Origin of the sequence: Planotetraspora kaengkrachanensis, assembly GCF_016862895.1 — a bacterium.
In the GTDB taxonomy this organism is placed as follows: domain Bacteria; phylum Actinomycetota; class Actinomycetes; order Streptosporangiales; family Streptosporangiaceae; genus Planotetraspora; species Planotetraspora kaengkrachanensis.
The window spans coordinates 361,213-387,197 of the sequence record NZ_BONV01000002.1 but is presented as its reverse complement, the minus strand read 5'-3'; the positions used below and the strand labels follow the sequence as shown (position 1 = coordinate 387,197).

Sequence of the window (25,985 nt, the reverse complement as noted above, 5' to 3'; positions counted from 1 at the left end):
TTCGCTCCTTTGCTGGGTGGGTTCAGGGATATCGGCCCGGCGGTACTTCCCGCAGTTCGGCGGCCATGTCGATGCCGTTCAGCCATCGGCGGGAGATCGCCGACAACGTGCCGTCGGCGATCATCGCGTCGATCGCCTGGTCCACGGCCTGCTTGAAGGGCAGAGAGCCTTTCCTGAACGACATGCCGAGCACCTCCGTCTGCAGGGTCGGGCCCACGGGTTTCACCGAAAGGCCCTTCTGCTGGGCCAGATAGCCACCCAGGAACCGCGACACCAGGGCGGCGTCGGCGCGTCCCCGGGCCAGATCGGTGAGGCCGAGCGTCGCGTTCTTGTAGGTCCGGACATCCGCGTCCGGGATGCCGGTGCGCGCGAACTCGGCCTGCGTGGTGCCTTCGGAGACCGCGACCCTCTTGCCGGTCAGATCCTTGACTCCGGAGATCGCACCGTCGTCCTTCCGGACGAAGACGGAGACCTCGTTCACGGCATAGGGACGGGAGAAGTCGACCTGCTTCCGCCGCTCGGCCGTGATCGTCTGGCCGGAAATCACGATGTCGAATCTGTCGGCCCGGATTCCGCCGACGAAGCTCGCGAAGTCGGACCCCACGAAGTCCACCTTGCCGATCTTCAGGCGCCTGGCCAGCTCGTTGGCGACGTCCGCGTCGTAGCCGACCGGATGGTCACCGCCGTTGAGAAAGTTCCACGGAGGGTTGGCCTGCGTGAGGGCGACGCGAAGCGTCCCGGCGGTTCGAGCGCGTGTCAGGACGTCATCGTTCGGTCGGGAACACCCGAGGCCCGCCAGCGGCAGCAGGACGCACATGAGCGCGGCACGCACGGTCGCGACTCGGAGCCGGCGACGGCCGTGTTCTGCCGCCGAGCCGTTCATCGGCGGCGGGATCCGCTTCCCGGCTCCGCTGGATTCGCGGACCTCCACAGCGGGATGTCCGTCCACTAGTGCCCCCCTCACCACTGCTGTGCACCGAATACGAGATCTGCGGGTCAGTCGACGGCCGGGGCTCAGTCGTGTGGCGACAGGAAATGGGGCCCGTGCGGATCAGGGCAGTGGGCGATGTCGACGCAGGCGACGTCCCCGCTCGCGATCCGGGCGATCTGGTCGACCTGGAGGGTGGTGTGCATGATGCCGTAGGAGTCGGCGAGGAGATTCTGGAGCGAGCGCCGGACGGAGTCGACGTCGCCCCGAGGATGGACGAACACGTGCGCGGACAGCGTGGAGTACCCGGAGGTGAGCTCCCAGACGTGGAGATCATGAACCTCGGAGACGTCCGGTTGCGTCGCCAGCCGTGCACCGATCTCCGCCGGGACCAAGCCGGACGGCGCCGCCTGAAGGAAGATCCGGGCGGTGTCGCGCATGAGTCCGTAGCCGGCCTTGAGCATGAGCGTCGCGACGATCAGAGTCGCGATCGCGTCGGCCCGGACGAAGCCGGTCAGCACGACGATCAGCCCGGACACCGCGGTGGCGATGAAGGCGTACAGGTCGTTGAGGATGTGCTGGAAGGCGCCTTCGACGTTGAGGCTGCTGCGGTCCGCCTTGCTCAGCAGCCACGTCGCCCCGACGTTGACCACGATGCCCACCAGTGCGGTGACGAGCACCAGGCCGCCTTCGACCTCCGCTGGAGATATGAGGCGGCGGATCGCCTCGACGAAGAAGAAGATTCCCAGTGCCACCAGGGTCGCGCCGTTCAGCTGCGCCGACAGGATCTCTGCCCGTTTGAAGCCGAACGTGAAGATGCCGCGTGCCGGGCGTACGGCCAGCCTCATCGCCACCAGCGCGAACACGATCGAAGCGGAGTCGGTCAGCATGTGCCCGGCGTCGGAGATGAGCGCGAGTGACCGTGCGACGAACCCGACCACCAGTTCCCCGGCCATGAACGCCACCAGAAGAGCCAGCGCAGCGGTCAGGTAGCGCCGGTCCGCGTCGGCGGAGATCGCGTGTCCGTGTCCGTGTCCGTGTCCTTGGCCGTGTCCTTGGCCGTGTCCTTGGCCGTGTCCTTGGCCGTGTCCAGGCCCGTGTCCTTCGCCGTGGCCGGGTGCGTGCGAGAGACCTGGGCGCCGTTCGTTCCCGTGGTCATGTGACGGCTCGTTCGGTGCGTGACCGGCGCCATGCTCATCCTCGTCTCCATGCGCGTGGTCGTGCGAGGCTGCGCGCAGGTCTGGTCCGTGAGGTTGTGAGATCGCCATGATGAGTACCTCCTCCTACAGTCGCGGGCTACTGGGCGCCGTCAGTGGAATGCGCCGCCGGGACGTGCGTGATGTGCGACAGTCCAAGATCGAGGAGCATGCGGACGTGTGAGTCGGCCAGGCGGTAGTAGGCCAGCCGTCCGGACCGGCGCACACGTACGACGTGGTGGGCGCGCAGCAGGCGCAGCGCGTGTGAGACCGCCGATTCCCGGTGCCCGGACACGGCCGCGATGTCGCACACGCACATCTCCCCGCCGCGCAGCAGCGCGATGATCAAGCGCATCCTCGGCGGATCGGACAGCAGCCCGAAAATCTGCGCCAACTCCTCGATCGACTCCGAGGTCGGCATCGCCGCCAGCGCCGAGGCCACACGCTCGGGGTCCACCGGGCGGGTCGCCTCAGCCTCCTGCGGTGCGACATCTGAACGCTTGCTCACATGTCGAATGGTAGAGACGCCATTTCCTTTTCACTAGTCCGTCGTTTGCTCTCAATCGAAATTTTGCAAATGGACTTGGCGGGTTTCGCGTTGTTTGTCGCGAACCTCAAGTTGAATGCCGACCGGACGGGACTGGAAGATCAAAGGTCGTGGCCCGTCGTGTACGGGACCTGCGGGCAGTTCGATAAGAATTACCCGTTTCGGTCGTATTTCGTTGATTCGTGTCTCTGGAGGGTGGCCGCGTCGGAGTCGACGGTCTGTGCGGGATCCTTCCTACGTGCGGATGGCGGCCATCTACGAAATGCCTCATATCCGGAAGATGTGAAATGACCATTCATGCCGGTTCTCCTCAGGTGAGATCTCCTGAACGGGCGACTTCGTCGGCAGCCGTCATCGGCAACACACCCACGCTGTACGTCGATCAACCGTTCGTCCCGGACGGGAGAGGGTTCTGGGCGAAACTGGAGGGATTCAACCCGGGAGGAATCAAGGACCGGGCCGCACTGCACGTGATCCATCAGGCCCGCATACGTGGAGAACTTCCGCCCGGCGGAGTGATCGTCGAGTCGACGAGCGGGACGTTCGGCCTCGGACTTGCGCTCGCGGGCGCGGTCTACCGGCACCCGGTGACCCTGGTCGCCGACGTGGGCCTGGAGCCCATCATGCGGCAGATGCTGCAGGCCTACGGCGCACGGGTGGAGATCGTCGACAGGCCGCACCCACGTGGGGGCTGGCAGCAGGCGCGTCGCGACCGGGTGGCCGAGCTGATGCGGGAGCTGCCAGGTTCCTACTGGCCCGACCAGTACAACAACCCGGATCTGGTCGAGGCGTACGCGGGGCTCGCCGGCGAACTGGCTGAGCGGTTTCCGCGCATCGACGTTCTGGTCTGCTCAGTGGGAACCGGAGCGCACAGCTCGGGGATTCACCGCGCCCTTCGCCGGAGCTTCCCCGGCCTCCGGCTCGTCGGCGTCGACGCCGTGGGATCGACCATCTTCGGCCAGCCTCCCCGCGACCGCCTCATGCGCGGGCTGGGCAGCAGCATCCACCCGCGCAATGTCGCCTACGACGCCTTCAGGGAGGTGCACTGGGTCGGCCCGGCCGAGGCCGTATGGGCGTGCAGGCGGCTCGCGGCAGGCCTCAACATCTCCGGCGGCTGGAGCACCGGTGCGGTAGCACTGGTGGCCCGTTGGCTGGCCGGGACTCTGAGCGCGGACCGCGTCATCGTCGCGGTGTTCCCCGATGGGCCCTGGCGTTACTGGGACACCGTCTACAGCGACGACTACTGCTCGAGGCACGACCTGCTGGCGACGCCCGCCGACGAGCCGGACGAGGTCGGCAACCCCGGCGAACGAGAAGTCACCCGCTGGACCCGCTGCCGGGTGGTCACCGACCCACTGGAGCGGATCCGTTGATCGGCACACTGCGGGCGTCGGGTTCGTTCAGTCCAGCCGCCCGGGTCCTGTTCGTGAACCAGCTCGGCATCAACATCGGCTTCTACATGCTCATGCCGTACCTCGCCGACCACCTGACCGCCCAGGCGGGCATGGCGATCTGGACGGCAGGGCTGGTCCTCGGGCTGCGCAACGTGAGCCAGCAGGGGATGTTCCTCGTCGGCGGCACCATGGCCGACCGGCTCGGCTACCGGCCGCTCATCATGGCCGGCTGCGCCCTCCGTACCGTCGCCTTCGCGATGTTCGCCCTCTCGGCGGCCGTGCCCGCCGTGATCACCGCCGCGGTGCTGACGGGCTTCGCGGGCGCCCTGTTCAACCCCGCCGCGCGTGCGTACCTGGCCCACGAGGCAGGGGAGCGCAAGGTTGAGGCCTTCGCGCTGTTCAACGTCTACTACCAGACCGGGATCCTCGTCGGGCCGTTGATCGGCATGGCGCTGATCAGCCTGGACTTCCGGATCATGTGCCTCACCGCCGCCGCTGTCTTCGCGGCCCTCACCGTGCTGCAATGGCGTCATCTGCCCCCCCGCACCGGGGCCGCCGCAGGCTCGGGGCCGGTGCTCGCCGACTGGCGCGAAGCCATTAGCAATCGCACCTTTTCCCGCTTCGCCGTGACGATGTTCGCCTACTACGCCCTGTCGTATCAGATCTATCTTGGGCTGCCGCTGGAGGTACGGCGGCTCACCGGCAGTGAGTCAGGCGTTCCGGTGCTGTATGTGATCTCCGCGTTGCTGGGGATCTTCGCCCAACTCCCTGTCACGGCCTGGTGCGAGCGCAGATGGCGACCCGCCCAGGCCATGTCCGTCGGACTCGCTCTGATGGGCCTGGCGTTCACGCTGCTGATTCCCGCAGATCACCTGCCCGGCCTCGTCGGCCTGATGCTCGTCATCGCGTGCGTCACCGTTCTCACCCTCGGCACGCTGCTGGTCTTCCCGTTCGAGATGGCGACCATCGCGCGACTGGCCGGGGAGCGATTGGTCGGCACCTATTACGGCCTCTACAACCTGATCTCCGGGATCGGCATCCTCATCGGAAACCTGCTCATCGGCCTCTCGCTCGACGTCACCAACGGAACCAGCTCGCACGCCCTGCCGTGGCTGTTCCTGGCGCTCGCCGGCCTGGCGTCCGCCTACGGCATGCACGCCCTGCATCACAGCGGCCGCCTCACGGAACAGGCGCACGCCCAACCTGCCCTGCACAAGCCCTGAGGCGTCGCGGATCCGCGGGTGCCTAGCCCACCTGAGTGATTTCAGCATGTTGGAGCGGTTTGTTCCGTCCGTTCCCGATCTTTGTTCAGCCTGTGTTCAGCGTGCCCTCAGAGAGTTCTCAGGTCGGTTACCCACGACAGACGAACGAGGGGCAATACATGCAGGGCAAGAAGAGCGAAGATTCCGAGCGGTCGGCGCTTTCGCGGCGTCAGCTGGTCAAGTACGCGGGTGTGGGCGCGACGTTCGTCGCCGCCGCCCCGTTCGTCGGCGGTGGCACGGCACAGGCGCACGACCGCGACGACGACAAGAACCAGGGCAACGGCGACTCGCGTAACCGGGTGTGGCGCGCCGGCGACCACCACGTGCACTCCGAATACAGCGGCGAGTTCGACACCACCAAGAACCCCCCGGTGTTCCACAAGGGCGCGGACGCGGTGTACCCGATCGTCACCAACGCGATCATGGCGAAGAACTTCGGCCTCACCTGGGCGATGTGCACCGACCACGGCGGTCCGACGCACTCGAAGGTGAACCTGGAGCAGGCCTACCCCGATCTGTTGCGTTCGCGCAGGCTGGTTCCCGAGGTGCTGCAGTTCTGGGGCATGGAGTTCGACACCCCCAACCTGGACCACCACACCCTGATGATCCCCCGCCACGACGACGAGGCGCAGCAGCTGTTCGAGCTGGAGAGCCGCTTCGCCAAGAACGACCCGTTCCCCGCCGATCCTGGCCGCGACACCGAGGCCAAGATGATCGAGTTCCTGAAGGCCGCCAAGAGCATGCGGCACAAGCCGCTGGTGATCGCCCACCACGCCGCACGGTCGGCCACCGGCCTGGGCGTCTACGGCCAGGACACCCCGCACGAGTTCCGCAACGGCAACAACGTGGCCCCCGACATCTACGTCGGCTTCGAGGGCGCCCCCGGCCACCAGGCCGGCCCGCTCAACGGCGGCGCGCGCGGCGGCTACGGCAACCACCCGACCTATGGTGGCTTCGACCAGATGACGGCCCGCGTCGGCGGCCTGTGGGACTCGCTGCTCGGCGAGGGCAGGCGCTGGTGGATCACCGCCACCTCCGACTCGCACGTCCACTGGACCCGCGGCGGATCCGACTTCTGGCCGGGCGAGTACAGCAAGACCTACGTGCACGCCAGGCAGGACTACGCCGACATCATGGACGGCCTGCGCAACGGCCGCATCTGGGTCACCACCGGTGACCTCATCACCAGCCTCGACGTCACGGCCAAGGGCCAGGGACGCGACGCCGCTTCGGGTGAGACGCTCGTCGTGAGCCGCCGCAACCGCAGTGACGTCGAGATCGAGATCCGGTTCCGGCCGCTGCAGGGCAATAACGCCAACGGCGACCGCCCGGAGGTCCGGCGCGTCGACCTCATCGTCGGCCAGGTCACCGGTCCGGCGGCCAACCTGGACTCCGACACCAACCCCACCACGAAGGTCGTGGCGCGGTTCGGCCCCCGCGACTGGCACAAGCAGGGCAGCGAGTACGTGATCAAGTACACGCTGCGCAACGTGGAGACCGACCTGTACGCCCGCGTCCGTGGCACGAGCACCGACGAGGCCGAGCCCCTCGCCGACGGCAAGGAGAGCCCGTGGGACGACCTGTGGTTCTACTCCAACCCGGTCTTCGTCGAGGTCCGCTAGTCGGCTGACCAGGCCGGGCTTTCCCCTGCGGGTAGGCCTGGCCGTGGTCACATGATCAGCCGCATGACGGCGAAGCGGAGCCCGGCCCCTCCCACACATGCCCCTGTCCAGGAGGGGCCGGGTTCACCCGCGAGTTCGCGAGTCCTCCGCCATCCGATGCGTCGGCCGGATGTCTCAAGGCGCGATGGACGCGCGCGAGAGCACGACGGCGATGCCGTACGCGATCGCCATCACCGTCACTTCGGCGAACGCCCAGGCGAACAGGGACGTCCTTTCTCCTCGCCTGATCCACGGCATCAGCCTCCACCGGATCTTCGCCCCGAGGACCGCCACCACCACGAGGCATGCCGTCTTCGCGATGACCAACTGCCCGTAGGGAGACGTGAGCAGGGATCCGGGGAGTTCGGTATCCAGAGCCAGTTGGGTCAAGCCGTTGACCAGCCCGGACGCCCCCACGACGAGCAGGCAGACGGTGGCGAGCTTGGAGAATCGGGGGAGCGCGTCGACCAGGAGGTCCCGCCTGGCGGCCACCAGCACGGTCATCGCGAAAAGCCCTCCCGCCCACAGAGCGGCTCCGGTGATGTGCAACTCCATCGACACCATGCTGAGGTCGTGCCAGTACCACTGCGCGGCGTGGCCCGTGACAGGCAACGGAAGCAGGCCGAACAGGCTCACGACGATGCGCAGCTCAGCCGGCACGCTTTCCCCGTACCGGATGGCGAGCTTGCAGAAGGCCGCCGCGAGCATGCCGAACGCGGCGCTGGCCAGCAACCCCTTGGGCGAACTGATCTGCCCGACGTAAGCCGCGAGCTGCGCAAGGCTGGGGAACTCGCTGGGACTCATCGCCTCCGACGCCTGCAGGACGACGGCGACGACCGCGCTGCAGGCCCAGACGAACGCGGCACGCACCGCCCAGCGGCGAGCCGTGCGCATCACAGGTTCGGTGAGTTCGGGCCGGTCGAATCCGAGCAGCTTCGCAAGCAGGCTCAGTCCCACGACGGCTGTGGCAGCCACGTCCACAAGGACGCGCGCCGCCGGAAGGCCGAGCCGCACGACGGGGCCCGGCGGCGGAAGGCCCGGCACCGCCTCCGGAGCGGTCAGTGACACCGCCACCGCGGCGGATCCCACGGAGATCACGAGCAGCCAGGCCATCAGCCCGCGGTGCCCGAACGATCGCAGCCGTGAGGTGCCACGCCTGCGTGATGACGTCGTGATCATGCGTCGGCCGATCCACCTTTCTACGGGCCCCGGAGAAACCGGACCCAACTTCGACATAATGTAGAAGATGATTTGAGTGGATCTTTCCCATGTGTCGGAGACCATCCGCAAGGGCCGGATCCTCGCTCCACCTCGAGAGAAGAAGGGGCGCCCATGCTCGCCCGTTGGTCTGCGGTGCTCGTCGCCGTTCTCGTGGCCGCTCTGTGGCCGATCACCGCCGCCCAGGCCCACGACGCCCTGAAGTCGAGCACGCCGAAGAAGAACGCGAAGGTCGCCACCGTCGACAAGGTGACGCTGGAGTTCACCGCCTCGGTGAAGTTCCCGAAGATCGTGGTGCGAGCCGCAGGAGGCGAGACCTACCAACAGGGGAAAGCGGAGGTGAATCAGGGCAGGGTGGAGCAGGCGGTCTCCGGCCCGTTGCCGTCGGGCGAATACACGATCGCCTATCGGGTGGTCTCCTCCGACGGTCACCCGTTGACCGGTGAGATCCCGTTCACGGTGGAAGCGCCCCCGAGTCCCGGCCCCAGCGCTACGCCGGCCGCCTCTCCCAGCGCGAACACGGCAGTCGCCGCACCATCGTCCACGGCGCCGACCGCACCGCAATCGCCGTCCGGCGTCACAGAATCCGCCTCGCCGGTGGCATCGACCACCGGCGAGTCCTTAAGTCTCCTGTGGCTGCTCATCGGAGCGGCACTACTGGCGGCTGCGGCGCTGTTCGCGCTGTCTGGTCGGAAGAAGAAGACGCCGAACGATTCCTGCGGCCGGTGACAGTCTCAGGCCGGCCAGACGGTGAGACAGAGCAGGGGCGCCATGAGAACGGCGAGGGGGCCGCTGACCAGCATGCCCGCCGCGGGGTAGACGACCAGGGGTGCCCATCGTGCCCCGTGTGGATGCCTGCGGAGAAGCCTTTCCACGCGGTCGAGCGCGCCCACCTCGGCAAGGGCCGGCGCGCCTGCGGTCACCTGTCCGGAGATCGCCGTGGCCATCCGCACCAGAGTCTCCGCGAGAATCGCCTCCCCGTGCCGTCGCTTGGCCCGGTCGTCGGCGAGCATCTCCAGCAACAGGGGGACGGCCCGCCGGGCGATCTTCGCCGCCGGCAACCACGGGAATGCTCGAGCGAACGCGAGGAAGGGCAGCAGGACCAGGTCGTGATGGCCCCGCGCATGAGCACGTTCGTGCGCCAGGACCGCTCCGAGTTGCCGCTCGTCGAGAAGATCGAGCGTCCCCTGGCTGAGCACCACGCGCGCCCGCCTGCCGGGAACGCAGTAGGCCACAGGTCGCGAATCAGGAAGCACGTACGCGTCGAGCTCTGCCGAGTGCTCGCCGACCACGTCCACCATGAGACGCAGGCGGCGTTGCTCGCGAACGACCTTCGCCGTCATGCGGATGGTGTGAGCGACCAGCCACACGATCAGGCCGGCCGACCACGCCAAGGCGGCCATGTGGCCAGGCCCGAGCCCATGCAGGCCGTTTCCATCGAGAAGCTGCCTGGCCAGCACGTGCATCCCGTGCGGGAAGATCGCAGCGAGCGGCCCGACCGCCGCCACCAGGCCGATTCCGACGGCTCCGAGGCCGGCGGCGAGGCCCATCGCCTGCCACGAGACGAGGGCGGCCCGGGGGTGGCGCCGGGTCCAGCGTGCGGAGTCCAGCCTGGCCGCCACCTCTCCGCCGAGCAGGACGGGCACCAGCGCGACGCCGGCGGCGGCCAGCCAGAGGGTCACGGGCCCTCCTCGTGCTCCACCTGATCGGTAAGTGCCTCGCGCAGCGCCTGGGCGACCTCCGGTGAGACCGTGCCGACGAAACGGCTCACCGCGGCCTCCACGTCCTGCGCCTCCTCCAGGGCGGCGCGCATGGTCTCGGCGACGAAGGCGTCCTTGTCGGCCGCCGCGTAGTAGACGTGTGCCCGTCCGTTGCGGGCCCGGGTCACCATGCCCTTGCGCGAAAGCCGTACGAGTACGGTCAGGACGGTCGTCACGGCGGGATCCGACGGAAGCTCGGCGGCCAGATCCTGCGCGAGCATCCCTTGCGGATGCCTCCACAGCACTTCCATGATCGAACGCTCTAGATGGCCCAGCCGCACCGGTCCGGTCTCCGCCCCGCTCGGTTCTACGTCGTGTCGAAGGCTACCCGCCGCCGAGCAGGCCGACCAATGAGTTCGCCCCGCACACCGGCTCAAGGCAGTCCCTTCGCGGTCCAGCCAACTTCTACGTCTGGTAGAAAGTCAGTCATGGCCAGTCTCGATACTTCACTCGGAAGCGGGAAATGACCACCAATCTGAAGATCACACTTGTCGTCGCCGCCGTCGTCGCAGCGGTCGTCGCCGCGTTCATGCTGTTCGCCGGCCCGGCCGAAGCGCCGGGTTCGGCGGCCGGCAGCCTGAGTCCGGGGCAGGCCGCACCCGCTGAACTCCTGGTGCGGGCGGACAGCCACAAGCTCAGTGCCGCGGACGGCAAGGTCACCCTTGTCGAGTTTCTCGACTTCGAATGCGAGGCATGCGGTGCGACCTTCCCCCACATGGAGCGGGTCCGCGCCGAGTACAACGGCAGAATCGACGTGGTCGTGCGGTACTTCCCCCTGCCCGGCCACCGCAACGGTCAGCTCGCCGCCCAGGTGGCAGAGGCCGCGGCCAAGCAGGGCAAGTTCGAGACGATGTACGCCAAGCTGTTCGAGACCCAGGCCCAGTGGGGCGAGGCCCAGACGTCCAGAAGGGACTTCTTCCTCGACCTGGCCACGCGAACGGGACTCGACATGACGGCCTTCCAGCGCGATCTGGACGCTCCCGAGACCGTGGCCCGCGTGGTGCGGGACCAACAGGACGGCATCGCACTGGGTGTGCAGGCCACCCCGACCATCTTCCTCAACGGCCGCCCGCTCGAGACCGACCCCACGTACGCGAACCTGAAGTCGCAGATCGACGCGGCACTCGCCTCATGACCGGGTCCGGCACCGATCGCGTCGACCCGACAACCGAAGGCACACGACGGTCGATCGTCATGAAGGCACTGCCCTTCATCCTCGCCGTCGGCGGCGGCGTCGGCGCCGTCATGTCCTTCGTGCTGATGGGGGAGCGGCTGCGATTGGCGGCGGACCCGGACTACGTTCCGAGCTGCAGCATCAACCCGGTCCTGAGCTGCGGATCAGTCATGAAGACCGAGCAGGCGTCGCTCTTCGGCTTCCCCAACCCGTTGATCGGAATCGCGGCGTTCTCCCTGGTCGCCACCGTAGGGATGGCCCTGCTCGCCGGAGCCAGGTTCCGCGCCTGGTTCTGGTACGGCCTGCAGTCGGGAGTTCTCGCCGGCGTGGTCCTCGTTCATTGGCTCATCTTCCAGAGCCTGTACCGGATCGGCGCCCTGTGCCCTTACTGCATGGTCGTCTGGGTCGTGACGATCACCGTCTTCTGGTACGCGACCCTGGCCAATCTGGAGACCGGCAGAATCCCAGGAGGGTCGAGCCGGATCGCCCGGATGGCAGGCCGCTATCACACGATCGTGCTGACGGTCTGGCTGCTCGCCGTCGCGGGTCTCATCCTGCAGCGCTTCTGGTCGTACTGGGTGACACTGCTCTGAAGGCCACGCCCGAAAGCGGGCAGGGTCATCGTGCGTCAATGAGCCCCGTGTGGTCGGTGGATAGGACCATGCGGGTCGGCGCAATGACGCTCGGCACGGTCGTCGGCGGGCCGTCCTGCGATGGCGTGGTCGACCTGGAAGGTCGTATGGCCGATGCCGTATTCGTCGTGCACGAGCCGCTCGGCCGCCTGCCGTACCAGGTGACAGTCGGCTTGCGGTTCGACCAGGATGTGGGCGGACATGGCGGAGTAACCCGAGGTGACCTCCCAGATGTGCAGGTCGTGCACCTCGGTGACCTGGTCGAGGGTGGCGGTCCTCTGACCGATCTCCGCCGGGTTCATGCCGGCAGGCGCGGCTTCCATGAACACCCGGCCTGAGTCGCGGACGAGAGCCCACCCGGCCTTGAGCATCAGTGCGGCGACGACCAGGGCGGCGATGGCGTCGGCCCTTCCCCACCCGGTGAGCCAGATGACCGCGCCGGCCGCCGTGGTTGCGATGAAGGCGTACAGGTCGTTCAGGATGTGCTGGAAGGCGCCTTCGACGTTGAGGCTGGCACGGTCGGCCTTGCTGAGCAGCCAGGTCGCGGCGAGGTTGACGGCGATGCCGGCCACTCCCGTGACGACCACGTACAGGCCTTCGACCTCGGGCGGGACGATCAGCCGCCGGATGCCTTCGTAGACGAAATAGGCACTGAGCAGCAGCAGAGTGATGCCGTTGATCTGCGCGGAGATGATCTCGGCACGTTTGAGGCCGTAGGTGAAGCCGCCTTGTGGGGGCCGGGCGGCGATCCTCATCGCGATCAGGGCGAAGACGATCGCGATGGCGTCGGTCAGCATGTGGGCCGCGTCGGAGATCAGCGCGAGCGACTGGGCGATGAAGCCGATGACCACTTCAACGGCCATGAATCCCACGATCAGCGCGAGGGCCCCGGAGAGATGGCGCCGGTCTGCCTGTGCACTGACACCGTGCCCATGCCCATGGGCGTGATCGCTTCGAAAGGTGGCTCTCCCGCCGTCGCCCGGCCGGTCAGTCATCGCCGCGTTCTCCGTCCTCGTGCCCGATATGGGTGATGGCCAGATCGAACAACATCCGTACGTGTGAGTCGGCCAGCCGGTAGTAGGCCATCCGCCCCGCTCGGCGGACCTTCACCACTCGGTCGGCACGTAGCAGTCGCAAAGCGTGTGAGGCGGCCGACATGCTCTGTCCGGTCGCGGCCGCCAGGTCGCACACGCACATCTCGCCGCCCTCCAACAGCGCGGAGATGAGGCGCAGCCGTCCTGGGTCGGCGAGCAGCCCGAAGACGTGCGCGAGGTTCTGCACGCACTCCTCGGACGGCAGTGCCCTCTGGATCGCGGCCACCCGATCGGCGTCCGCAACGGGCACCGCGCACGCATCCGAGGCGATCGGCACAACATTTGAACGACTATTCACATGTACAAGCTTAGATCCAGCCCGCAGCATGTCAAGACTTTCAGTGAACGGACAGTTGCACATGGTTATCGCTGCAAGTGCCCCGCAGGTAAAAGAAACGATTGAACGATTGCTCAAATGTGTAATCGTAGGGTAATCAGAGAACTACACATAGTGAGCATCGCGGAGTCAGGTCTCCTGGCCTCGACCACCACACTGGCCTCCCCAGGCAAAGCGATGCGAGCAGAAGGGAGTCATCGTGAACATCACCAAGCGGGTCACCCCCGCTATGGCCGTCCGCGCCCCCGCAGGCCGGGTCGCGGTCACCGTCCGCCCTCATCCGGGGTGAGGCCACCTACCGGATCGCAGCCCTCCGTGTCTCCCGTTCGGCGGACGGGAGACGGGCGCGCGCAATGCGAAATCGCATCTGAAATGGAGGTTCCAATGGAATCAGAAAGCCATGACAAGCACGCGCATTCGTCATGCATGGACACCCCCTGCACCGAACCCGGCCAGGCGGATCCTCACGTCGATCACGGCCACGAACACCAGGGAGATCACCACGACGAGCACGGGCACTGCCACGCCGACGACTAGCCGGCCCACACCCGAACCGCCGGGAACCGCCTCCGGATAGCGGGCCGAACCTGCCGGCAAGAAACGGGTTGCTTTGTCGAACGGGGCCCGCTTCCGCGATTTGCATGTCCCAGAAGCGGGTCCAGTCCCTGGGAATGCGCGAAATCATCGTCCGGCGCCGCACAGGAAATACCGCTCAGCATTCGGCCATAACGGCATAACGCAAGGGATCGGTGAACTCGTCATGGGCGAAGGCCACGGACATGGACACGGCCATGCCGCGGACGCGGCACTGAACGGATCGGCCGGAGAGACCCTGGACCCACCAGGACCAGATGGGCTGCTGGATCCGGTGGCCGTACGCAATCAGGTGTTCACAGTGGTGCGCCTTCGCGAAGGCTACGACCTGGCCGAGGTGGACGTGTTCCTGGGCCTGGTGGAGGCCACCCTGAACGCGGTCCTTCAGGAGAACCGAGAACTCCGGGCGCGCCCGCTTGAACCTGATGAAGGTCCCCAGCCGGCCCGGTCGGGTGACAGCGCGACCCGGATCATCGAACTCGCCCACGAAGCCGCCGAACGAACCGTCGCCAAGGCCCACCAGGAAGCGAACGCCATCCTCGGTCAGGCACGCGCACGCGCCGAACAGTTGCGACACGACGCGCTGAACACAGGTGCGGCCCTCCAACGTGCGACCACGCACGAGGCCCACAAACAGGCGATGGGCCGCGGGATCCAGACACTGCACGCCTTCATCGCCGACTTCGACACCCATATGAAGCAGACGCTCGACGGCCGAATCACTCACATGCGGACCTTGCTCGACCAGCTCCACCACAACGGCGAATCCCCGACACCGCAGGTCCACGGCGACGGCACGATCGGCGAAGCCGCCCAACGCCCTGCGCCCTAAGGCTCCACGACCGACCTCCGCACGTGTATGACCACGACCTCACGACCGCCCGGGATCCATCCGCGCCGCCGATCCTTGGCGGACAGATTCACCAGAGGTGATCATCAATGTCCCCATCCGCCTGGGCACAGGCCATGGAGCCGGTGCTGGAAGGACAACCCGCCCGGCAGGAGGCCTGGGCAGCGGTGTTGCTCGTCTGCGCCTCCACCCTCGCCGGCGCATGGCTCGCACGACGCAACAGCCGGCGGATGACGCTGTGGCTGGCGATCGCCTCGGCCATGATGATCGTCACGGCTCTCGTCGACTTGCTGCCCGACGCGTACGCCGAAGCCGGAGAGACCGGCGTCCCTCTGTGGGAGCCGGCGCTCGCGGCCGCGTTCGGATTCCTCGTCATCACCTACTTCACCCGCAAGGGTTGCGCCTGTCCCGAGGACGAACCGCCCCGCAACGGTCGGCACGCCCCCGGCATCCATCGGCGGGTGAAGCAGGGTGTCGACGCCGCCGTGTACGGCGGCATGGGAACCGCGGCGGCATTGACCACGCACCGTGCCATCGAAGGCGCCACCCTGGCACTGACGGCCTCGATCGTGGTGGTGATCGCCCTCACCGTTCACTCCGCCAGTGAAGGACTCGCACTGGCCGCGCTGCTGGACATCGCACGGCGGCGCCTCACGCCCTGGCTCGTCGTCTCCTGCGTCAGCCCCGCGGTCGGTGTCGCGACCGCCACCTTCAGCCCGCTGCCTCCCCAGATGGTCCCCATCCTGCTGAGCATGGTGATGGGCGTCCTTCTCCGCACCGCGATCGTCGGCATGAAACTGGCCGCAAGCAAGCAACGCAACGGACGCCTGTCCACGCGTCAGATCGCCATCGCCGCCACGGCCGCCACGACGGCCGGAGTGCTGCTCGCCACCGCCCACACGTTCAACGAAGAAGAACCGGCGGAGGCCACGTCGACCTCAGCCGGCCAGACGACGAAGGCGTCCGTGGACTCCTCACCTCGTCCGACCCCACGGCCCACGACGCCAACGGGGGAGACCGACTCCTTCCACTCGCAAAACCATCGCCCTCACGCATGCGCTGTTTCCGGCGATCATTGCTGATCGAGGCCGGTGTCCCGGTGGTGCAGCCATGTCCGGAGGTCGTATCGGCTGTTCTTCCTGGTCACCAGTGGCAGGTCACTGAGGTGGAAGCCGGCCGCGCGAGCTACGGCGGTACTGGCCTGGTTCTGCGTTCAGGAGAGCTCACCCTTTCGGTGTCGCTTCTTCGTGTCTGAATGTTGCCAGGCCGCTGTTCGTAGAAGGCGTAGACCGTTGAGCCCGACGATGATGGTGGACCCTTCGTGCCCGGCGACGCCCAGCGGTAGCGGCAGGTCTCCCAGCAGGTCCCAGGCCACCAGGACCGAGATGAACGCCGAAGCGATGATCAGGTTCGCGGTGACGAGCCGTCGGGCCCGGCGGGACAGGGCGATGATTGCGGGAATCGTCGACAGGTCGTCCCGGACGATGACCGCGTCGGCTGTCTGCAGCGCGAGGTCGGATCCTGCCCGTCCCATGGCGAGTCCGGTGTGCGCCGCTGCGAGTGCCGGTGCGTCGTTGATGCCGTCTCCGACCAGCATGACCTTGTGCCCGCCGGCTTCCAGCGCGCGTACGGCGTCGACCTTCTCGTGGGGGAGCAGGCCGGCGTGGACATCGGTGATGCCGAGCTGGGATGCGATCCGACGTGCCGCGCGCGGGTTGTCGCCGGTGAGCACGACCGGGCCGGTCCCGGTGAGGGTGGCGATCTGCTCGACGGCTTGGGCGGCCCCGGGCCTCAGATGATCGGCGAGGCCCACGACCCCGGCGACGCGCCCGTCCACCCGCACGACCACCGCGGTCTGGCCATCGAGTTCAAGGCTCGCGACGTCCGTGACGACGACGTCGTCAGGCTCGGTCGTGCCGAGCAGATGTGCCGGGCTGCCGACCTCGACCAAGCGGCCGGCGACGCGGGCACGGACACCGCGGCCCGGCAGGGCGGAGAACTCCTCCGCATGCTCCAGGGAAAGACCGGCCTTGTGGGCGGCGGCCACCACCGCTCGGGCGAGGAGATGCTCTGACGGGTTCTCGGCGGAGGCGGCCAGAGCCAGCAATTCGCTGTCGCTCCCGACGACGCCCGGCAGGATGCGGACTTCCGTTACGCGGGGAGTGCCCTCGGTCAGGGTGCCGGTCTTGTCGAACGCGACCACGCTGCTCGCGCCCAGTCGTTCGAGGACGACGGCGGATTTGACGAGGACGCCGTGCCGTCCGGCGTTGGCGATCGCCGACAGCAGGGGCGGCATGGTGGCCAGGACGACCGCGCAGGGCGAGGCGACGATCATGAACGTCATCGCGCGCAACAGGGTCGGCTGGAAGTCCGCGCCGAAGGACAACGGCACGGCGAACAGCAGCAGAGTCGCGATGACCATGCCGACCGAGTAACGCTGCTCGACCTTCTCGATGAACAGTTGAGTCCGGGCCTTGGTGGTGCCGGCTTCCTGCACCATGGCGACGATCCGGGCGAGGACGGTGTCGCCCGCCGGTCGTTCGACCCGCACGCGAAGGGCTCCCGTGCCGTTCACGGTCCCGGCGAACACCTCGTCCCCGACCTGCTTGGGGGAGGGGAGTGGCTCTCCGGTGATGGTGGCCTGGTCGACGTCACTCGCCCCATCGAGGACCTGGCCGTCCGCTCCGACACGTTCTCCCGGCCGGACGAGAACCACGTCACCGACGGCCAGGTCCGAGGCGGGCACGACATGTTCGGTCCCATCGCCACGGAGGACGGTCGCCGTATCCGGGGTCAGGTCGAGGAGCCCACGCACCGAGTCCTGTGTCCGTTGCGTGGCGTAGGACTCCAGCGCTCCCGACGTGGCGAAGATGACGATCAGCAGGGCGCCGTCGGTGATCTGCCCGATCGCGGCGGCGCCGAGGGCCGCGGCCACCATGAGCAGGTCGACGTCCAGGCGTCGTTCCGTGAGTGCGCGCAGCCCGGACAGGGTCGGTTCCCACCCCCCTGCGGCGTAACAGGCCGCGTACAGGGCCCACCACACCCACATGGGAGTCCCGGCCAACTGCCCTATGCCGCCCCCCGCGAAGAGCACAGTCGCCGCAAGCGCCCATCTGACTTCCGCCAAACGCAGTAAGCGGGTACGGCGTGGCTGCGCTGACACGACTTCTCTCGGCCTCTGTCGATGTTCGAGCACGTCAGCGCCCTTACTCGCTATCACCGCATCATCATATATGCGTAGTCACGCAGGTATTCAAGTAGTCGACTATGGCGTACGCTGAGGACATGCACACGTCTCTATCGGACTTCCAGATGCCGAGCGAGGAGCAGGTGCACCTGGCGGCCGAGTCACTGCGGCTGCTGGCCGACCCCACCCGGATGAAGATCTTGTGGGCGCTGCTGCAGGGCGAATCGTCCGTGGCCTGCCTCGCCGAGCTCGTCGGCGCCACGCCCACCACGGTCAGCCAGCACCTCGCCAAGCTGCGGCTGGCCGGCCTCGTCAAAGGCCGCCGCGAAGGCACCTTCGTCTACTACTCCGCCGCGGACGTCCACGTACGGCGGCTGCTGGACGAAGCGCTGTTCCACGCCGACCACGCCGACCGAGATCTCCCCGACCACCCGGGCAATGACACCAGCGTTCACGAGGCCCACCCCGTGGCCGGTGGTTGACGCCTGAAAAGCCGAAGGCCGCCAGCTCGGCCTGCCCCCGACCACGACACCTGAACAGCACTAACGCCCCGAGCCGATCACGGCCGGGGCGTTTTCGATCTCCGGGTGCGACAACGATGCCAAGATCGAAGGCAACACGAGAACCGAAGAATCGGTCTGGATGGACTGGACCCGAGACGGTGGTCGCAGCTGGTTACAGTGCGGGCCCTTCCCAGTCGACCATGGGGACCTCTAAGACTTCCGCGGCCAAAGCCACCAGCAATGATCCGTCGTATCAGTTTCGCGCCTGCGGATACACACTCAACCAGGTGACCACCTGCACCAGTTGGTGGTAGAGCCGGTGCCTCCGGCGGGCGCCGGCGGGCGCCGGCGGGCGCCGGCGGCCGGGAGGCTGACCGTGGTGACGAACATCCGGCTGAGTGCCGGGCATGAGTGTGTCAGAAGTAGTGCTTTCTGCCTCCGACGGGCTTGCCTACGCGGCCCATCAGCATGAGCACCAATCCAATGACGAGGACGATGATCCCGATGGTCCACAGAATGGAGATGCCGGTCAGGAATCCGATGATCAGCAGGATGATTCCAACGATGATCATGGCTGCCTTCTTTCGAGGGTGGTGAACGCGAGGCATCGGCTTGTGGGTCGCGCCGACGCTGCGGTGAACAGTCAATGTTCGAAGGCGTCCCCCAAAGGTCGCTGTATTTCATATCTACCCTGGATGAAGAGTGCAGTCCGGATGTCGGAAACGGATGCCTTAAACCGGCAAATTATTTCCTATTTCGTGAATGCATCGTGACGAAACCGTCGAGCAGCTCTGAGGTCCGTGACGGCGCTCATGACCCATGCCCGGTCAGCCGTCGTGGCCGGCCGCCAACTCGGAAACCTCCAGTAGACAGGGTTGGCCGAGACCGTGGACGCCCGCGTACTCTCGCGCTCCTGCGCCGACGGTTGCAGTCATGCGTGGCATCAGCTGGGGACAGCGAAGTGACCGAACCCGTCTCCGTAGCTCCGGGCAGTTCCAACGGATTGATCACGTGAAGATCCGGTCCATGGCTTCGGCTCCGCCGAGCAGTGCCGGGCGGATCTGCTTACGGTAGACGGCTTCGGTGCCGCCAGTGCCGCCTTATCCGCATTTGGCGTACAGATTGGTGCGAAGTACGCGTTCTCGCTGAGTATGCGTACTCATCACCAGTTCCTCTCCCTGTCCGAGACTCGGATCGATGACGACGCCGAGGCGGTGAGATCGTCCTGAAGGGCCGTCGGTCTCCTGAGAGGGCGCCTTCTCGGCGTGTGAGTGCGAGAGGAAGGGCGGGATGGAATTCACGCGGCGTGTTCCCGTTCGACGCCTGGCCTGGCTACGGGCCGAGTTGGCCCGATGGCAGGCCGAGGGCCTCATCGACGAAGGCGCCGCACGGCGCATCGAGGCCGGATACGTCCCGAGCCGGTGGCTCAGCCTGGAGAGGCTGGCGCTTCTGCTCGGCGGGGGCTTCCTGGGCGTCGGGCTGATCTGGCTCGTCACGGCCAACCTCGACCAGTTGTCACCGCTGCTCCGGTTCGTGGGCATCACGGTGATCTGGATCGCCGCTGCAGTCGTGGGTGAGACCGTTCCTTCCCGGGGCGGACGGCAGGCGGCAAGGCTGGTCAGCGTGTTCGCCGCAGGCGGGGTGATCTTCCAGGCGGCGCAGAGCCTGCAGGTCCCCGCCTACAGCTCCAGCCTGCTCGGTGTGTGGGCGGGCGGCGCGCTGGCGTACGCGTACGCCACGGCTGCCATGGGCCCCCTCGTCATGGCCCTGGCGCTCGCATCAGCGTGGTACGGCTGGCTTATCGGTGAGCAGAACGGCGGGGCCGCCGCGATCGCCGTCGGCATGCTCGCCGCCGGTGGGGTGTCGTCCGCGATCGCGAACCTCCACGACGGCGGACGCCTGGCCCGATTCGCCGGGCCGTGGCGACTGGCCGGGGTGGTGGCGGCACTGTTCGGGCTGTTCGTCGCCGCCTTCCCCGGTGTGAGCGCCGGCCCCTCGTTCTGGTCGCCCGCGCTGTGGGCGGGGCTTGCCGCCGCGGGAATCGCCATCGGCGCAGCCGTCTTCCTGGCCGGCAGGGATGGACGGCGGGAGGTCCTCGCCGTCGTGAGCATGATCGTGGTCGCGCTGCTCCTGGTGGCGTGGGCCCCGCTGGGCACCTCCTGGCACACCGGCGAATTCAGCGCCGAGCAGACGGCGCGGGCCGTGGAGGGCACGTTGGCCTACGTGCTGGCGGCCGCCTGGTTCGCCGTCGTCGCGGCACGGCGTGATCTGTCCCACCTCGTCTACCTGGTCACCGCCGCGCTGGTGCTCTTCGTCATCATCCAGAGCTTCGCCGTCTTCCAGCCCCTGCTCACCGGGGCGGCGCTGTTCCTGGCACTCGGCGTGGTGTTCATCGGGTCGGGCCTCCTGGTGAACCACGGCCGCCGGCGCCTGATGGAGGCCATGCGATGACCGGCCCGAACGCCGGGCGCGCGATGGACGGTCCCGGCCACACGCTGTCCGGAAGAACGCCACGACATGAGCAGAGCCGGTCATGGGCGCCTGGAGAGGATCCCATGAACAGCCGATCAGTGTTCTCGTCCCACCCGGTGCCGGTCGCCGGGGCCCTCGTCCTCCAGGCCGTGCTGCTGGTGGCAGCCGTGGCCCCGCGGCTGTCGGCGAGGGTGACCGGCATGGAGTACCGGCTGGCCGTCGGCCTGGTCGACCCGATCGACCCACTGCGTGGCGCGTACGCCCAGCTGGACTATCCGGGCCTGCCCAGGGCCGATGGCCGGCCGGGCCCGGTGTACGTTCCGCTGGCGCGGGACGGCGGCCTGTGGAAGGGATCGGGCGTCATGCGGCAGCGACCGGCGAGCGGCCCCTACATCGCCTGTGAATCCGCAGGCCACGCACGGCTGTCGTGCGGCATCGACAGCCTGTTCCTCTCGCAGGCCGAGGCCCTGCGGGCGCAGAACGAACTGGCGGACGACCGCATGGCGGCCATAGTCAAGATCGATGCCGGCGGCAACGCCGCCGTGGTGGAGTTGGCACCCCGCTGACCCTGCCGGGCGCCGCGGTTCTCGAGATCCTTCGCTACGCGTACGGCTCCACCGCGCGCAGGGCACCGGGCCGGCGCCCGTTGAGGCGGTCGAGCGCGGCGGCGGTGGCGTCGTCAGCGGGGAGATGGACGACCAGGCGCTGGCCCTCGGCGTCGAGGGTCTCGTAGGCCAGTCGCAGTTCCCCGACCTCGGGGTGGATGAGCCGTTCGACACCGGTGCGGTGAGGTGCGACCGGTATGGCGTTCAGCCGTTCGGCGAACGAGGCGCCTGCCACGATGGTCAGTTCGTCGACGAGGTGAGCGAGGTGCGGATCGTCGCGGGAGGACTCGGCGAGGAGCGCGGCCGGAGTGGGGTTCCAGCCGGTCCAGCAGCGTCCGCATCGTGGGGCGCACCTCCCGCTCGGGCGGCAGGCCCCCGGGGCACAGGACGTCGGCGCCGGAGGCCGTCTTGGCCAGGTTGCGAAGCTGGACGCGCTCACCGACGGACAGGTGCAGGGCGTCCGCGAGCGCGGCGAGGACCTGCGGAGACGGGTGCCGATCGCGCCCCTGCTCCAGCCGTGTCAGGTAGTCCACGCTGACGCCGGAGATGGTGGCCAGTTCGGCTCGCCGCAGGCCCGGCGTGCGGCGACGCTGTCCGGTGGGCAGTCCCACCCGGCTCGGGGTGACGGCCTCTCTGCGACTGCGCAGGAATGTCCCCAAATCGGCGCTCACAGCCAGAGTGTACGGCTGAAGCCATGAGCGGATCATGGCCGTGCGAGGGCTGGTCTCGCCCCGGCCTCCCCAGCGTGCGCCCGGCTCCACAGACTGGGTTCATGACCTTCACCGACAACGAGATCGAGTATCTGAAGAGCCAGCCGCTCGGACGTCTGGCCACGGTCGGGCCCGGCGGCCGGCCGCACATCGTGCCCGTTGGGGTCTTCTACGACCCGGAGACCCAGACCATCGTGATCGCCGGGCACGCCGGCACCGGCATGGCCGCGAGTAAGAAGTTCCGCGACGCGGAACGCCACCCTGACGTCGCGTTCGTCGTCGACGACCTGGCTTCTGTCGACCCCTGGACTCCGCGCGGCATCGAGATCCGGGGACGCGCGGAGACGCACACCACCGGCGGCGAGGCGGTCGGCGAACGCATCGGAGCCACCATGCCGTTCGATTCCGCGTGGATCCGCATCCACCCGCGGCGCATCCTGGCCCGCGGGATCGACACGGGATCCTTCGAACTGTCCGCAAGAGACGTGGCGTGATGCGATACCGGCTGCTCGGTCCGACCGGGCGGCGTCAGAGGACTTCGAGCAGTCGTTCAGCCAGGACGGCTGCCGAGGCAGGGTTCTGCCTGGTGAACAGGTTGCGGTCGACCACCGTGTGGGGCTTCCACTTCTCGCCCTGGGTGAAGTCGACGCCCAGGTCGATTGGCATGAGTCGCATAGCGGCCGGTTAGAGGGAACTCATCGCGCGGCTAATTGGATCAAACAGAACCTTTCCGGCATTCTGGCCCAGTGCGAGTTGAGGTTCTCGGCCCCGTCAAGGCCTATCTGGACGGCGGCGAGCCCGCGGAGATCAGCGGAGTACGGCTCCGCATGCTGCTGTCTCGGCTCGCACTGGAGCCCGGCCGGCCCGTCTCCGCCGAGACGCTGATCGACGACCTGTGGGGCGAAGAGGCGCCCGCGGGAGCCTCCGCCGCCCTGCACAGCCTCGTCGCACGGCTGCGCAAGGCCCTGGGCGGAGCCGCGACCCTGGAGCTGGTCGCCGGTGGCTACCGGCTTCCCGTGCGCGCGCAGGACGTCGACGCCTGCCAGTTCGAGGAGCTGGTCGCCCGGGGACGGCGCGAGCTGGTCGCGGGCACGCACAAAGAGGCCGCGTCCCTGCTCGGTGCGGCCCTGCGCCTGTGGCACGGCGCCGCCCTGGCCGACGTGCAGGAGGCGCCCTTCGCCGACCCGGTCGTCACCAGGCTGCACAACCTCCGCCACGCGGCCGCTGAGGACCGCATCGACGCCGAACTCCACCTGGGCAGGCATGCCGAGGTCCTGGCCGACCTGGAATCGCTGGCCGCGGCCCACCCGCTGAGCGAGCGTCTGGCCGGGCTGCGGATGCGTGCCCTGACCGCGGCCGGCCGCCAGGGCGACGCCCTGGCGGCGTACGCGGAGATCCGGGGCAGGCTGGCCGACGAGCTGGGCGTGGATCCCGCGCAGGAGCTGCAGGAGATCCACCTGGCGTTGCTGCGCGGGGAAATCGAGCGGCCCGCGGCGCCCGCGGAGTCGGCTCCCAGCCGGCTGCCCGCCCAGCTCACCAGCTTCGTGGGCCGGGAGCCGGAGCTGGCACAGCTCGGCAGCCTGCTGTCGGTGGGCCGCCTGGTCACCATCGTCGGCCCCGGCGGCTCGGGCAAGACCCGGCTCTCGCTGGAGGCCGTGGCCAGGGACCCGGCCCACGCGCGCGGGCGCGTCTGGTTCGTCTCGCTGGCCGGGGTGAGCGCGGCAGACCAGATCGTCGACGCGGTGCTGGGCGCGCTCAACGGCCGCCTCTACGAGGGAGGCGAAGCCGCGCCCCTTGAGCGGATAAGCGAACTGCTCGACGTCGGCGACGCCCTTCTCCTGCTGGACAACTGCGAGCACCTGGTGGAGGCCGCGGCCGAGCTGGTCGACCAGCTCCTGGTACGGCTGCCGCAGCTGCGGATCCTGGCCACCAGCCGTGAGGCGCTGGCCATCACCGGGGAGGCCCTGTGCCACCTCGGCCCGCTCGACGTGCCCAGAGACTCGACGGCGGCGGCGGAGGCGACAGCGGTGCGCCTGTTCGTCGACCGCGCATCGAGCGTGCGGCCGGGCTTCGCGCTCGACGCCTCCACGGTGGAGGCAGTCGTGGAGATCTGCTGGCGGCTGGACGGTATGCCGCTGGCCTTGGAGCTGGCGGCCGCCAAGCTCCGCTCGATGAGCGTCGAGCAGATCGCCGGGCGCCTCGACGACCGCTTCCGCCTGCTCTCCTCGGGCAGCAGAGCGGCCCTGCCGCGCCAGCGCACGCTGCTCGCTGTCGTGGAGTGGAGCTGGGACCTGCTGGACGAGCAGGAGCGGGCGCTGGCCAGGCGCCTGGCCTTCTTCCCCGGCGGCGCGGACCTGCCCGCGCTGGAGACGGTCTGCGCGGGCGCGCAGCTTCCCGTCGAGGAGATCGTCTACGTGATCGGCTCCCTGGTGGAGAAGTCCATCGTCCAGGAGACCGGCGACCGGTACCGCATGCTGGAGACCGTCCGCGCCTACGCGCTGGGCAGGCTCGCCGAGTCGGGTGACGACCTCGCCGTGCCGTACTCCGACTACTTCCTCGCCCTGGCCGAGAGGAACGAGCCGCTGCTGCGGACCAGGGAGCAGCTGGCCGCGATCGCCGTCTTCGACGCCGAGTACGACAACCTGATGCACGGCCTGCGCCAGGCCGCCGACCCCTCCCGGTTCGTGGGCGCCCTCTTCTGGTACTGGGGCATCAGCGGCAGGAACGCGCAGTTCGAGAGCTACCTCCAGTACGGCGGAGCGCTGCCCGAGCAGGCCAAGGCGGCCTTCGGCGTGGCACGGGCGAGCATGGACGTCGACTCGGCGGGAGCCAGGGAATTCCACCCCGCCAGGCCGCTGATGCGGATGGCGCAGCTGGCCACCGCCTCGGCAGGGGAGTCCGATCTGGAGGACGCCCTGGTCTCGCCCGACCCCTGGGTGCGGGCCAGCGCCCACTGGGCCCGCGACTTCCTCCTGACCGAGCAGGGAGACCTGCAGTCCGGAGCCGCCTCCCGCCAGGAGGCGATGCGCGGCTTCGAGGAGATCGGCGACCGCTGGGGACTGGTGATCAGTCTGCTGCCGCTGGCCCGCGACCACTCCATGCGCGGCGAGCACGGCCCGGCCATCGCCGCGCTCGAGCGCGCTGTGGCATTGAGCTCCGAGCTCGGCACGGAGGACCACCTCTACCTCAGCCGGGCCAGGCTGGCGCGCGAACGCAGGCGCAGCGGCGACCTCGACGGCGCACTCCGCGACATCCAGGCCACTCACCGCCGGGCCAGGGAGCTCGGCCACCGGCGCATGGAGGTGAACATCCTGGTGGGCCTGGCCAACGTCCACCGGCTCTCGGGCGACCTGGTGCAGGCCGACCGGATCCTGGACGAGCTGGCGGCCGCCCAGGGGGAGTCGGCCAGGGACCTGCTCGTCAGCACCCGCCTGGAGAACCTGCTCGCCCGCGGCGACGCCGTCCGGGCCAGGAAGCTGCTGCCCGAGGCCGTCGGCTCGCTGATCACCCAGAGCTACAGCGCGGGCCTGGCCTGGGCCGCCGAACTGCTGGCAGGAGTGCTTGCGCTGGAGGGCGACCCGGAGGGGGCGGCCGCCGCGCTCGGCATGAGCCAGGCCATCCGCGGCGAGTTCGACCACGGTGAACCGGAGCTGCGTGCCCTGGCCGACCGGCTCACCGAGCGCCTGGGCGAGGAGGGCTACGCCCAGGCTTATCGCCTGGGCGCCGAGACGCCTCGCCAGGAGGCGATCGACCGGGTGGCCGGCCTCGTCCTGGCCGATCAGGAGGCGTTCCCGCGGTAGGCGCGGCATCGCCGGTGGGAAGGAATCGGCGACCGCGCCGGCCGTCCAGGCCAAGGCGCCG

The 25,985-nt window shown here is 68.4% G+C and carries 27 protein-coding genes and 1 pseudogene; 13 read left to right on the top strand and 15 right to left on the bottom strand.

The window, feature by feature from the left end:
• Positions 1 to 22: 22 nt before the first annotated feature.
• The 4 genes from Pka01_RS04595 to Pka01_RS04585 all read right to left on the bottom strand — a co-directional run bounded on the left by Pka01_RS04595 (position 23) and on the right by Pka01_RS04585 (position 2,632).
• The gene (locus Pka01_RS04595) at positions 23 to 949 is read right to left on the bottom strand and encodes a transporter substrate-binding domain-containing protein (protein ID WP_203881284.1); all 927 of its coding nucleotides are present in this window, start codon (positions 947 to 949) and stop codon (positions 23 to 25) included.
• A gap of 65 nt (positions 950 to 1,014) precedes the next feature.
• Positions 1,015 to 1,884, bottom strand: a complete 870-nt coding sequence (locus Pka01_RS04590; protein ID WP_239114733.1) for a cation diffusion facilitator family transporter — start codon at positions 1,882 to 1,884, stop codon at positions 1,015 to 1,017.
• A 29-nt stretch (positions 1,885 to 1,913) separates the two neighbouring features.
• Positions 1,914 to 2,087 carry a hypothetical protein gene (locus tag Pka01_RS40610; RefSeq protein WP_239114735.1) on the bottom strand — a complete coding sequence of 58 codons (174 nt, stop codon included), beginning with the start codon at positions 2,085 to 2,087 and terminating at the stop codon, positions 1,914 to 1,916.
• Positions 2,088 to 2,224: 137 nt separating this feature from the next.
• The gene (locus tag Pka01_RS04585; RefSeq protein WP_239114728.1) at positions 2,225 to 2,632 is read right to left on the bottom strand and encodes an ArsR/SmtB family transcription factor; all 408 of its coding nucleotides are present in this window, start codon (positions 2,630 to 2,632) and stop codon (positions 2,225 to 2,227) included.
• 353 nt (positions 2,633 to 2,985) lie between these two features.
• Here Pka01_RS04585 and Pka01_RS04580 point away from each other — a divergent pair, with 353 nt between their 5' ends.
• The 3 genes from Pka01_RS04580 (at position 2,986) to Pka01_RS04570 (ending at position 6,949) form a co-directional block, all read left to right on the top strand.
• Positions 2,986 to 4,044: a PLP-dependent cysteine synthase family protein gene (locus Pka01_RS04580; protein ID WP_275414424.1), complete on the top strand. Its 1,059-nt coding sequence runs from the start codon at positions 2,986 to 2,988 to the stop codon at positions 4,042 to 4,044.
• Positions 4,041 to 5,288, top strand: a complete 1,248-nt coding sequence (locus Pka01_RS04575; RefSeq protein WP_203881281.1) for an MDR family MFS transporter — start codon at positions 4,041 to 4,043, stop codon at positions 5,286 to 5,288. The genes Pka01_RS04580 and Pka01_RS04575 overlap by 4 nt, the downstream gene beginning before the upstream one ends.
• Positions 5,289 to 5,446: 158 nt before the next feature.
• On the top strand, positions 5,447 to 6,949 hold the full coding sequence (locus tag Pka01_RS04570; protein WP_203881280.1) for a CehA/McbA family metallohydrolase domain-containing protein: 1,503 nt from the start codon (positions 5,447 to 5,449) through the stop codon (positions 6,947 to 6,949).
• Between the two features lie 174 nt (positions 6,950 to 7,123).
• On the opposite strand, the gene Pka01_RS04565 is transcribed toward Pka01_RS04570, so the two are convergent.
• A complete protein-coding gene (locus tag Pka01_RS04565) occupies positions 7,124 to 8,167 on the bottom strand; it encodes a CopD family protein (RefSeq protein WP_203881279.1) in 1,044 nt (347 codons plus the stop codon).
• 153 nt (positions 8,168 to 8,320) lie between these two features.
• On the opposite strand from Pka01_RS04565, the gene Pka01_RS04560 reads away from it, so the two are divergent.
• Complete coding sequence (locus Pka01_RS04560) at positions 8,321 to 8,935, top strand: copper resistance CopC family protein (protein WP_203881278.1); 615 nt, start codon at positions 8,321 to 8,323, stop codon at positions 8,933 to 8,935.
• A gap of 5 nt (positions 8,936 to 8,940) precedes the next feature.
• On the opposite strand, the gene Pka01_RS04555 is transcribed toward Pka01_RS04560, so the two are convergent.
• Entirely contained in the window at positions 8,941 to 9,888 is a 948-nt protein-coding gene (locus tag Pka01_RS04555) for a M56 family metallopeptidase (protein ID WP_203881277.1), read from the bottom strand.
• A complete protein-coding gene (locus Pka01_RS04550; protein ID WP_203881276.1) occupies positions 9,885 to 10,247 on the bottom strand; it encodes a BlaI/MecI/CopY family transcriptional regulator in 363 nt (120 codons plus the stop codon). The genes Pka01_RS04555 and Pka01_RS04550 overlap by 4 nt, the downstream gene beginning before the upstream one ends.
• A 182-nt stretch (positions 10,248 to 10,429) precedes the next feature.
• Between Pka01_RS04550 and Pka01_RS04545 the strand changes: the two genes are divergently transcribed.
• The gene (locus Pka01_RS04545; protein WP_203881275.1) at positions 10,430 to 11,101 is read left to right on the top strand and encodes a DsbA family protein; all 672 of its coding nucleotides are present in this window, start codon (positions 10,430 to 10,432) and stop codon (positions 11,099 to 11,101) included.
• 59 nt (positions 11,102 to 11,160) lie between these two features.
• The gene (locus Pka01_RS04540; protein WP_308442197.1) at positions 11,161 to 11,733 is read left to right on the top strand and encodes a vitamin K epoxide reductase family protein; all 573 of its coding nucleotides are present in this window, start codon (positions 11,161 to 11,163) and stop codon (positions 11,731 to 11,733) included.
• A gap of 35 nt (positions 11,734 to 11,768) precedes the next feature.
• Here Pka01_RS04540 and Pka01_RS04535 read toward each other — a convergent pair whose 3' ends face one another.
• From Pka01_RS04535 to Pka01_RS04525, 3 genes are all read right to left on the bottom strand, one after another.
• Positions 11,769 to 12,767 carry a cation diffusion facilitator family transporter gene (locus Pka01_RS04535; protein WP_203881273.1) on the bottom strand — a complete coding sequence of 333 codons (999 nt, stop codon included), beginning with the start codon at positions 12,765 to 12,767 and terminating at the stop codon, positions 11,769 to 11,771.
• Positions 12,760 to 13,116 carry an ArsR/SmtB family transcription factor gene (locus Pka01_RS04530; protein ID WP_239114725.1) on the bottom strand — a complete coding sequence of 119 codons (357 nt, stop codon included), beginning with the start codon at positions 13,114 to 13,116 and terminating at the stop codon, positions 12,760 to 12,762. Before Pka01_RS04530 ends, Pka01_RS04535 begins: the two co-directional genes overlap by 8 nt.
• A 507-nt stretch (positions 13,117 to 13,623) precedes the next feature.
• Positions 13,624 to 13,800: a hypothetical protein gene (locus tag Pka01_RS04525; protein WP_203881272.1), complete on the bottom strand. Its 177-nt coding sequence runs from the start codon at positions 13,798 to 13,800 to the stop codon at positions 13,624 to 13,626.
• 163 nt (positions 13,801 to 13,963) lie between these two features.
• On the opposite strand from Pka01_RS04525, the gene Pka01_RS41530 reads away from it, so the two are divergent.
• Positions 13,964 to 14,629, top strand: coding sequence for a DivIVA domain-containing protein (locus Pka01_RS41530; protein WP_373318095.1), 666 nt, complete (start codon positions 13,964 to 13,966; stop codon positions 14,627 to 14,629).
• A gap of 107 nt (positions 14,630 to 14,736) precedes the next feature.
• Complete coding sequence (locus Pka01_RS04515) at positions 14,737 to 15,729, top strand: ZIP family metal transporter (protein ID WP_203881270.1); 993 nt, start codon at positions 14,737 to 14,739, stop codon at positions 15,727 to 15,729.
• 131 nt (positions 15,730 to 15,860) lie between these two features.
• Here Pka01_RS04515 and Pka01_RS04510 read toward each other — a convergent pair whose 3' ends face one another.
• Positions 15,861 to 17,711 (bottom strand): heavy metal translocating P-type ATPase, encoded by a 1,851-nt coding sequence (locus tag Pka01_RS04510; protein ID WP_308442196.1) that lies wholly within the window; start codon positions 17,709 to 17,711, stop codon positions 15,861 to 15,863.
• 221 nt (positions 17,712 to 17,932) lie between these two features.
• Between Pka01_RS04510 and Pka01_RS04505 the strand changes: the two genes are divergently transcribed.
• Entirely contained in the window at positions 17,933 to 18,316 is a 384-nt protein-coding gene (locus Pka01_RS04505) for an ArsR/SmtB family transcription factor (RefSeq protein WP_203881269.1), read from the top strand.
• A 437-nt stretch (positions 18,317 to 18,753) separates the two neighbouring features.
• On the opposite strand, the gene Pka01_RS04500 is transcribed toward Pka01_RS04505, so the two are convergent.
• Entirely contained in the window at positions 18,754 to 18,909 is a 156-nt protein-coding gene (locus Pka01_RS04500; RefSeq protein WP_203881268.1) for a DUF6131 family protein, read from the bottom strand.
• Between the two features lie 718 nt (positions 18,910 to 19,627).
• On the opposite strand from Pka01_RS04500, the gene Pka01_RS04495 reads away from it, so the two are divergent.
• Positions 19,628 to 20,788: a DUF2157 domain-containing protein gene (locus tag Pka01_RS04495; protein ID WP_203881267.1), complete on the top strand. Its 1,161-nt coding sequence runs from the start codon at positions 19,628 to 19,630 to the stop codon at positions 20,786 to 20,788.
• 104 nt (positions 20,789 to 20,892) lie between these two features.
• Positions 20,893 to 21,375, top strand: a complete 483-nt coding sequence (locus Pka01_RS04490) for a GDYXXLXY domain-containing protein (RefSeq protein ID WP_203881266.1) — start codon at positions 20,893 to 20,895, stop codon at positions 21,373 to 21,375.
• Between the two features lie 34 nt (positions 21,376 to 21,409).
• Here the strand turns inward: Pka01_RS04490 and Pka01_RS41440 are convergent, their stop codons facing one another.
• Both Pka01_RS41440 and Pka01_RS41435 read right to left on the bottom strand, forming a co-directional pair.
• The gene (locus Pka01_RS41440; RefSeq protein WP_308442195.1) at positions 21,410 to 21,649 is read right to left on the bottom strand and encodes an MmyB family transcriptional regulator; all 240 of its coding nucleotides are present in this window, start codon (positions 21,647 to 21,649) and stop codon (positions 21,410 to 21,412) included.
• A 256-nt stretch (positions 21,650 to 21,905) separates the two neighbouring features.
• Positions 21,906 to 22,121: pseudogene (locus Pka01_RS41435) on the bottom strand (helix-turn-helix domain-containing protein); the annotation flags it as partial.
• Between the two features lie 65 nt (positions 22,122 to 22,186).
• Here Pka01_RS41435 and Pka01_RS04480 point away from each other — a divergent pair.
• Positions 22,187 to 22,618 carry a PPOX class F420-dependent oxidoreductase gene (locus Pka01_RS04480; protein ID WP_203881265.1) on the top strand — a complete coding sequence of 144 codons (432 nt, stop codon included), beginning with the start codon at positions 22,187 to 22,189 and terminating at the stop codon, positions 22,616 to 22,618.
• Between the two features lie 34 nt (positions 22,619 to 22,652).
• Here the strand turns inward: Pka01_RS04480 and Pka01_RS04475 are convergent, their stop codons facing one another.
• Positions 22,653 to 22,799: a hypothetical protein gene (locus Pka01_RS04475; protein WP_203881264.1), complete on the bottom strand. Its 147-nt coding sequence runs from the start codon at positions 22,797 to 22,799 to the stop codon at positions 22,653 to 22,655.
• Positions 22,800 to 22,870: 71 nt separating this feature from the next.
• On the opposite strand from Pka01_RS04475, the gene Pka01_RS04470 reads away from it, so the two are divergent.
• Positions 22,871 to 25,924 (top strand): AfsR/SARP family transcriptional regulator, encoded by a 3,054-nt coding sequence (locus Pka01_RS04470; RefSeq protein WP_203881263.1) that lies wholly within the window; start codon positions 22,871 to 22,873, stop codon positions 25,922 to 25,924.
• The last annotated feature ends 61 nt before the right edge of the window (positions 25,925 to 25,985 follow it).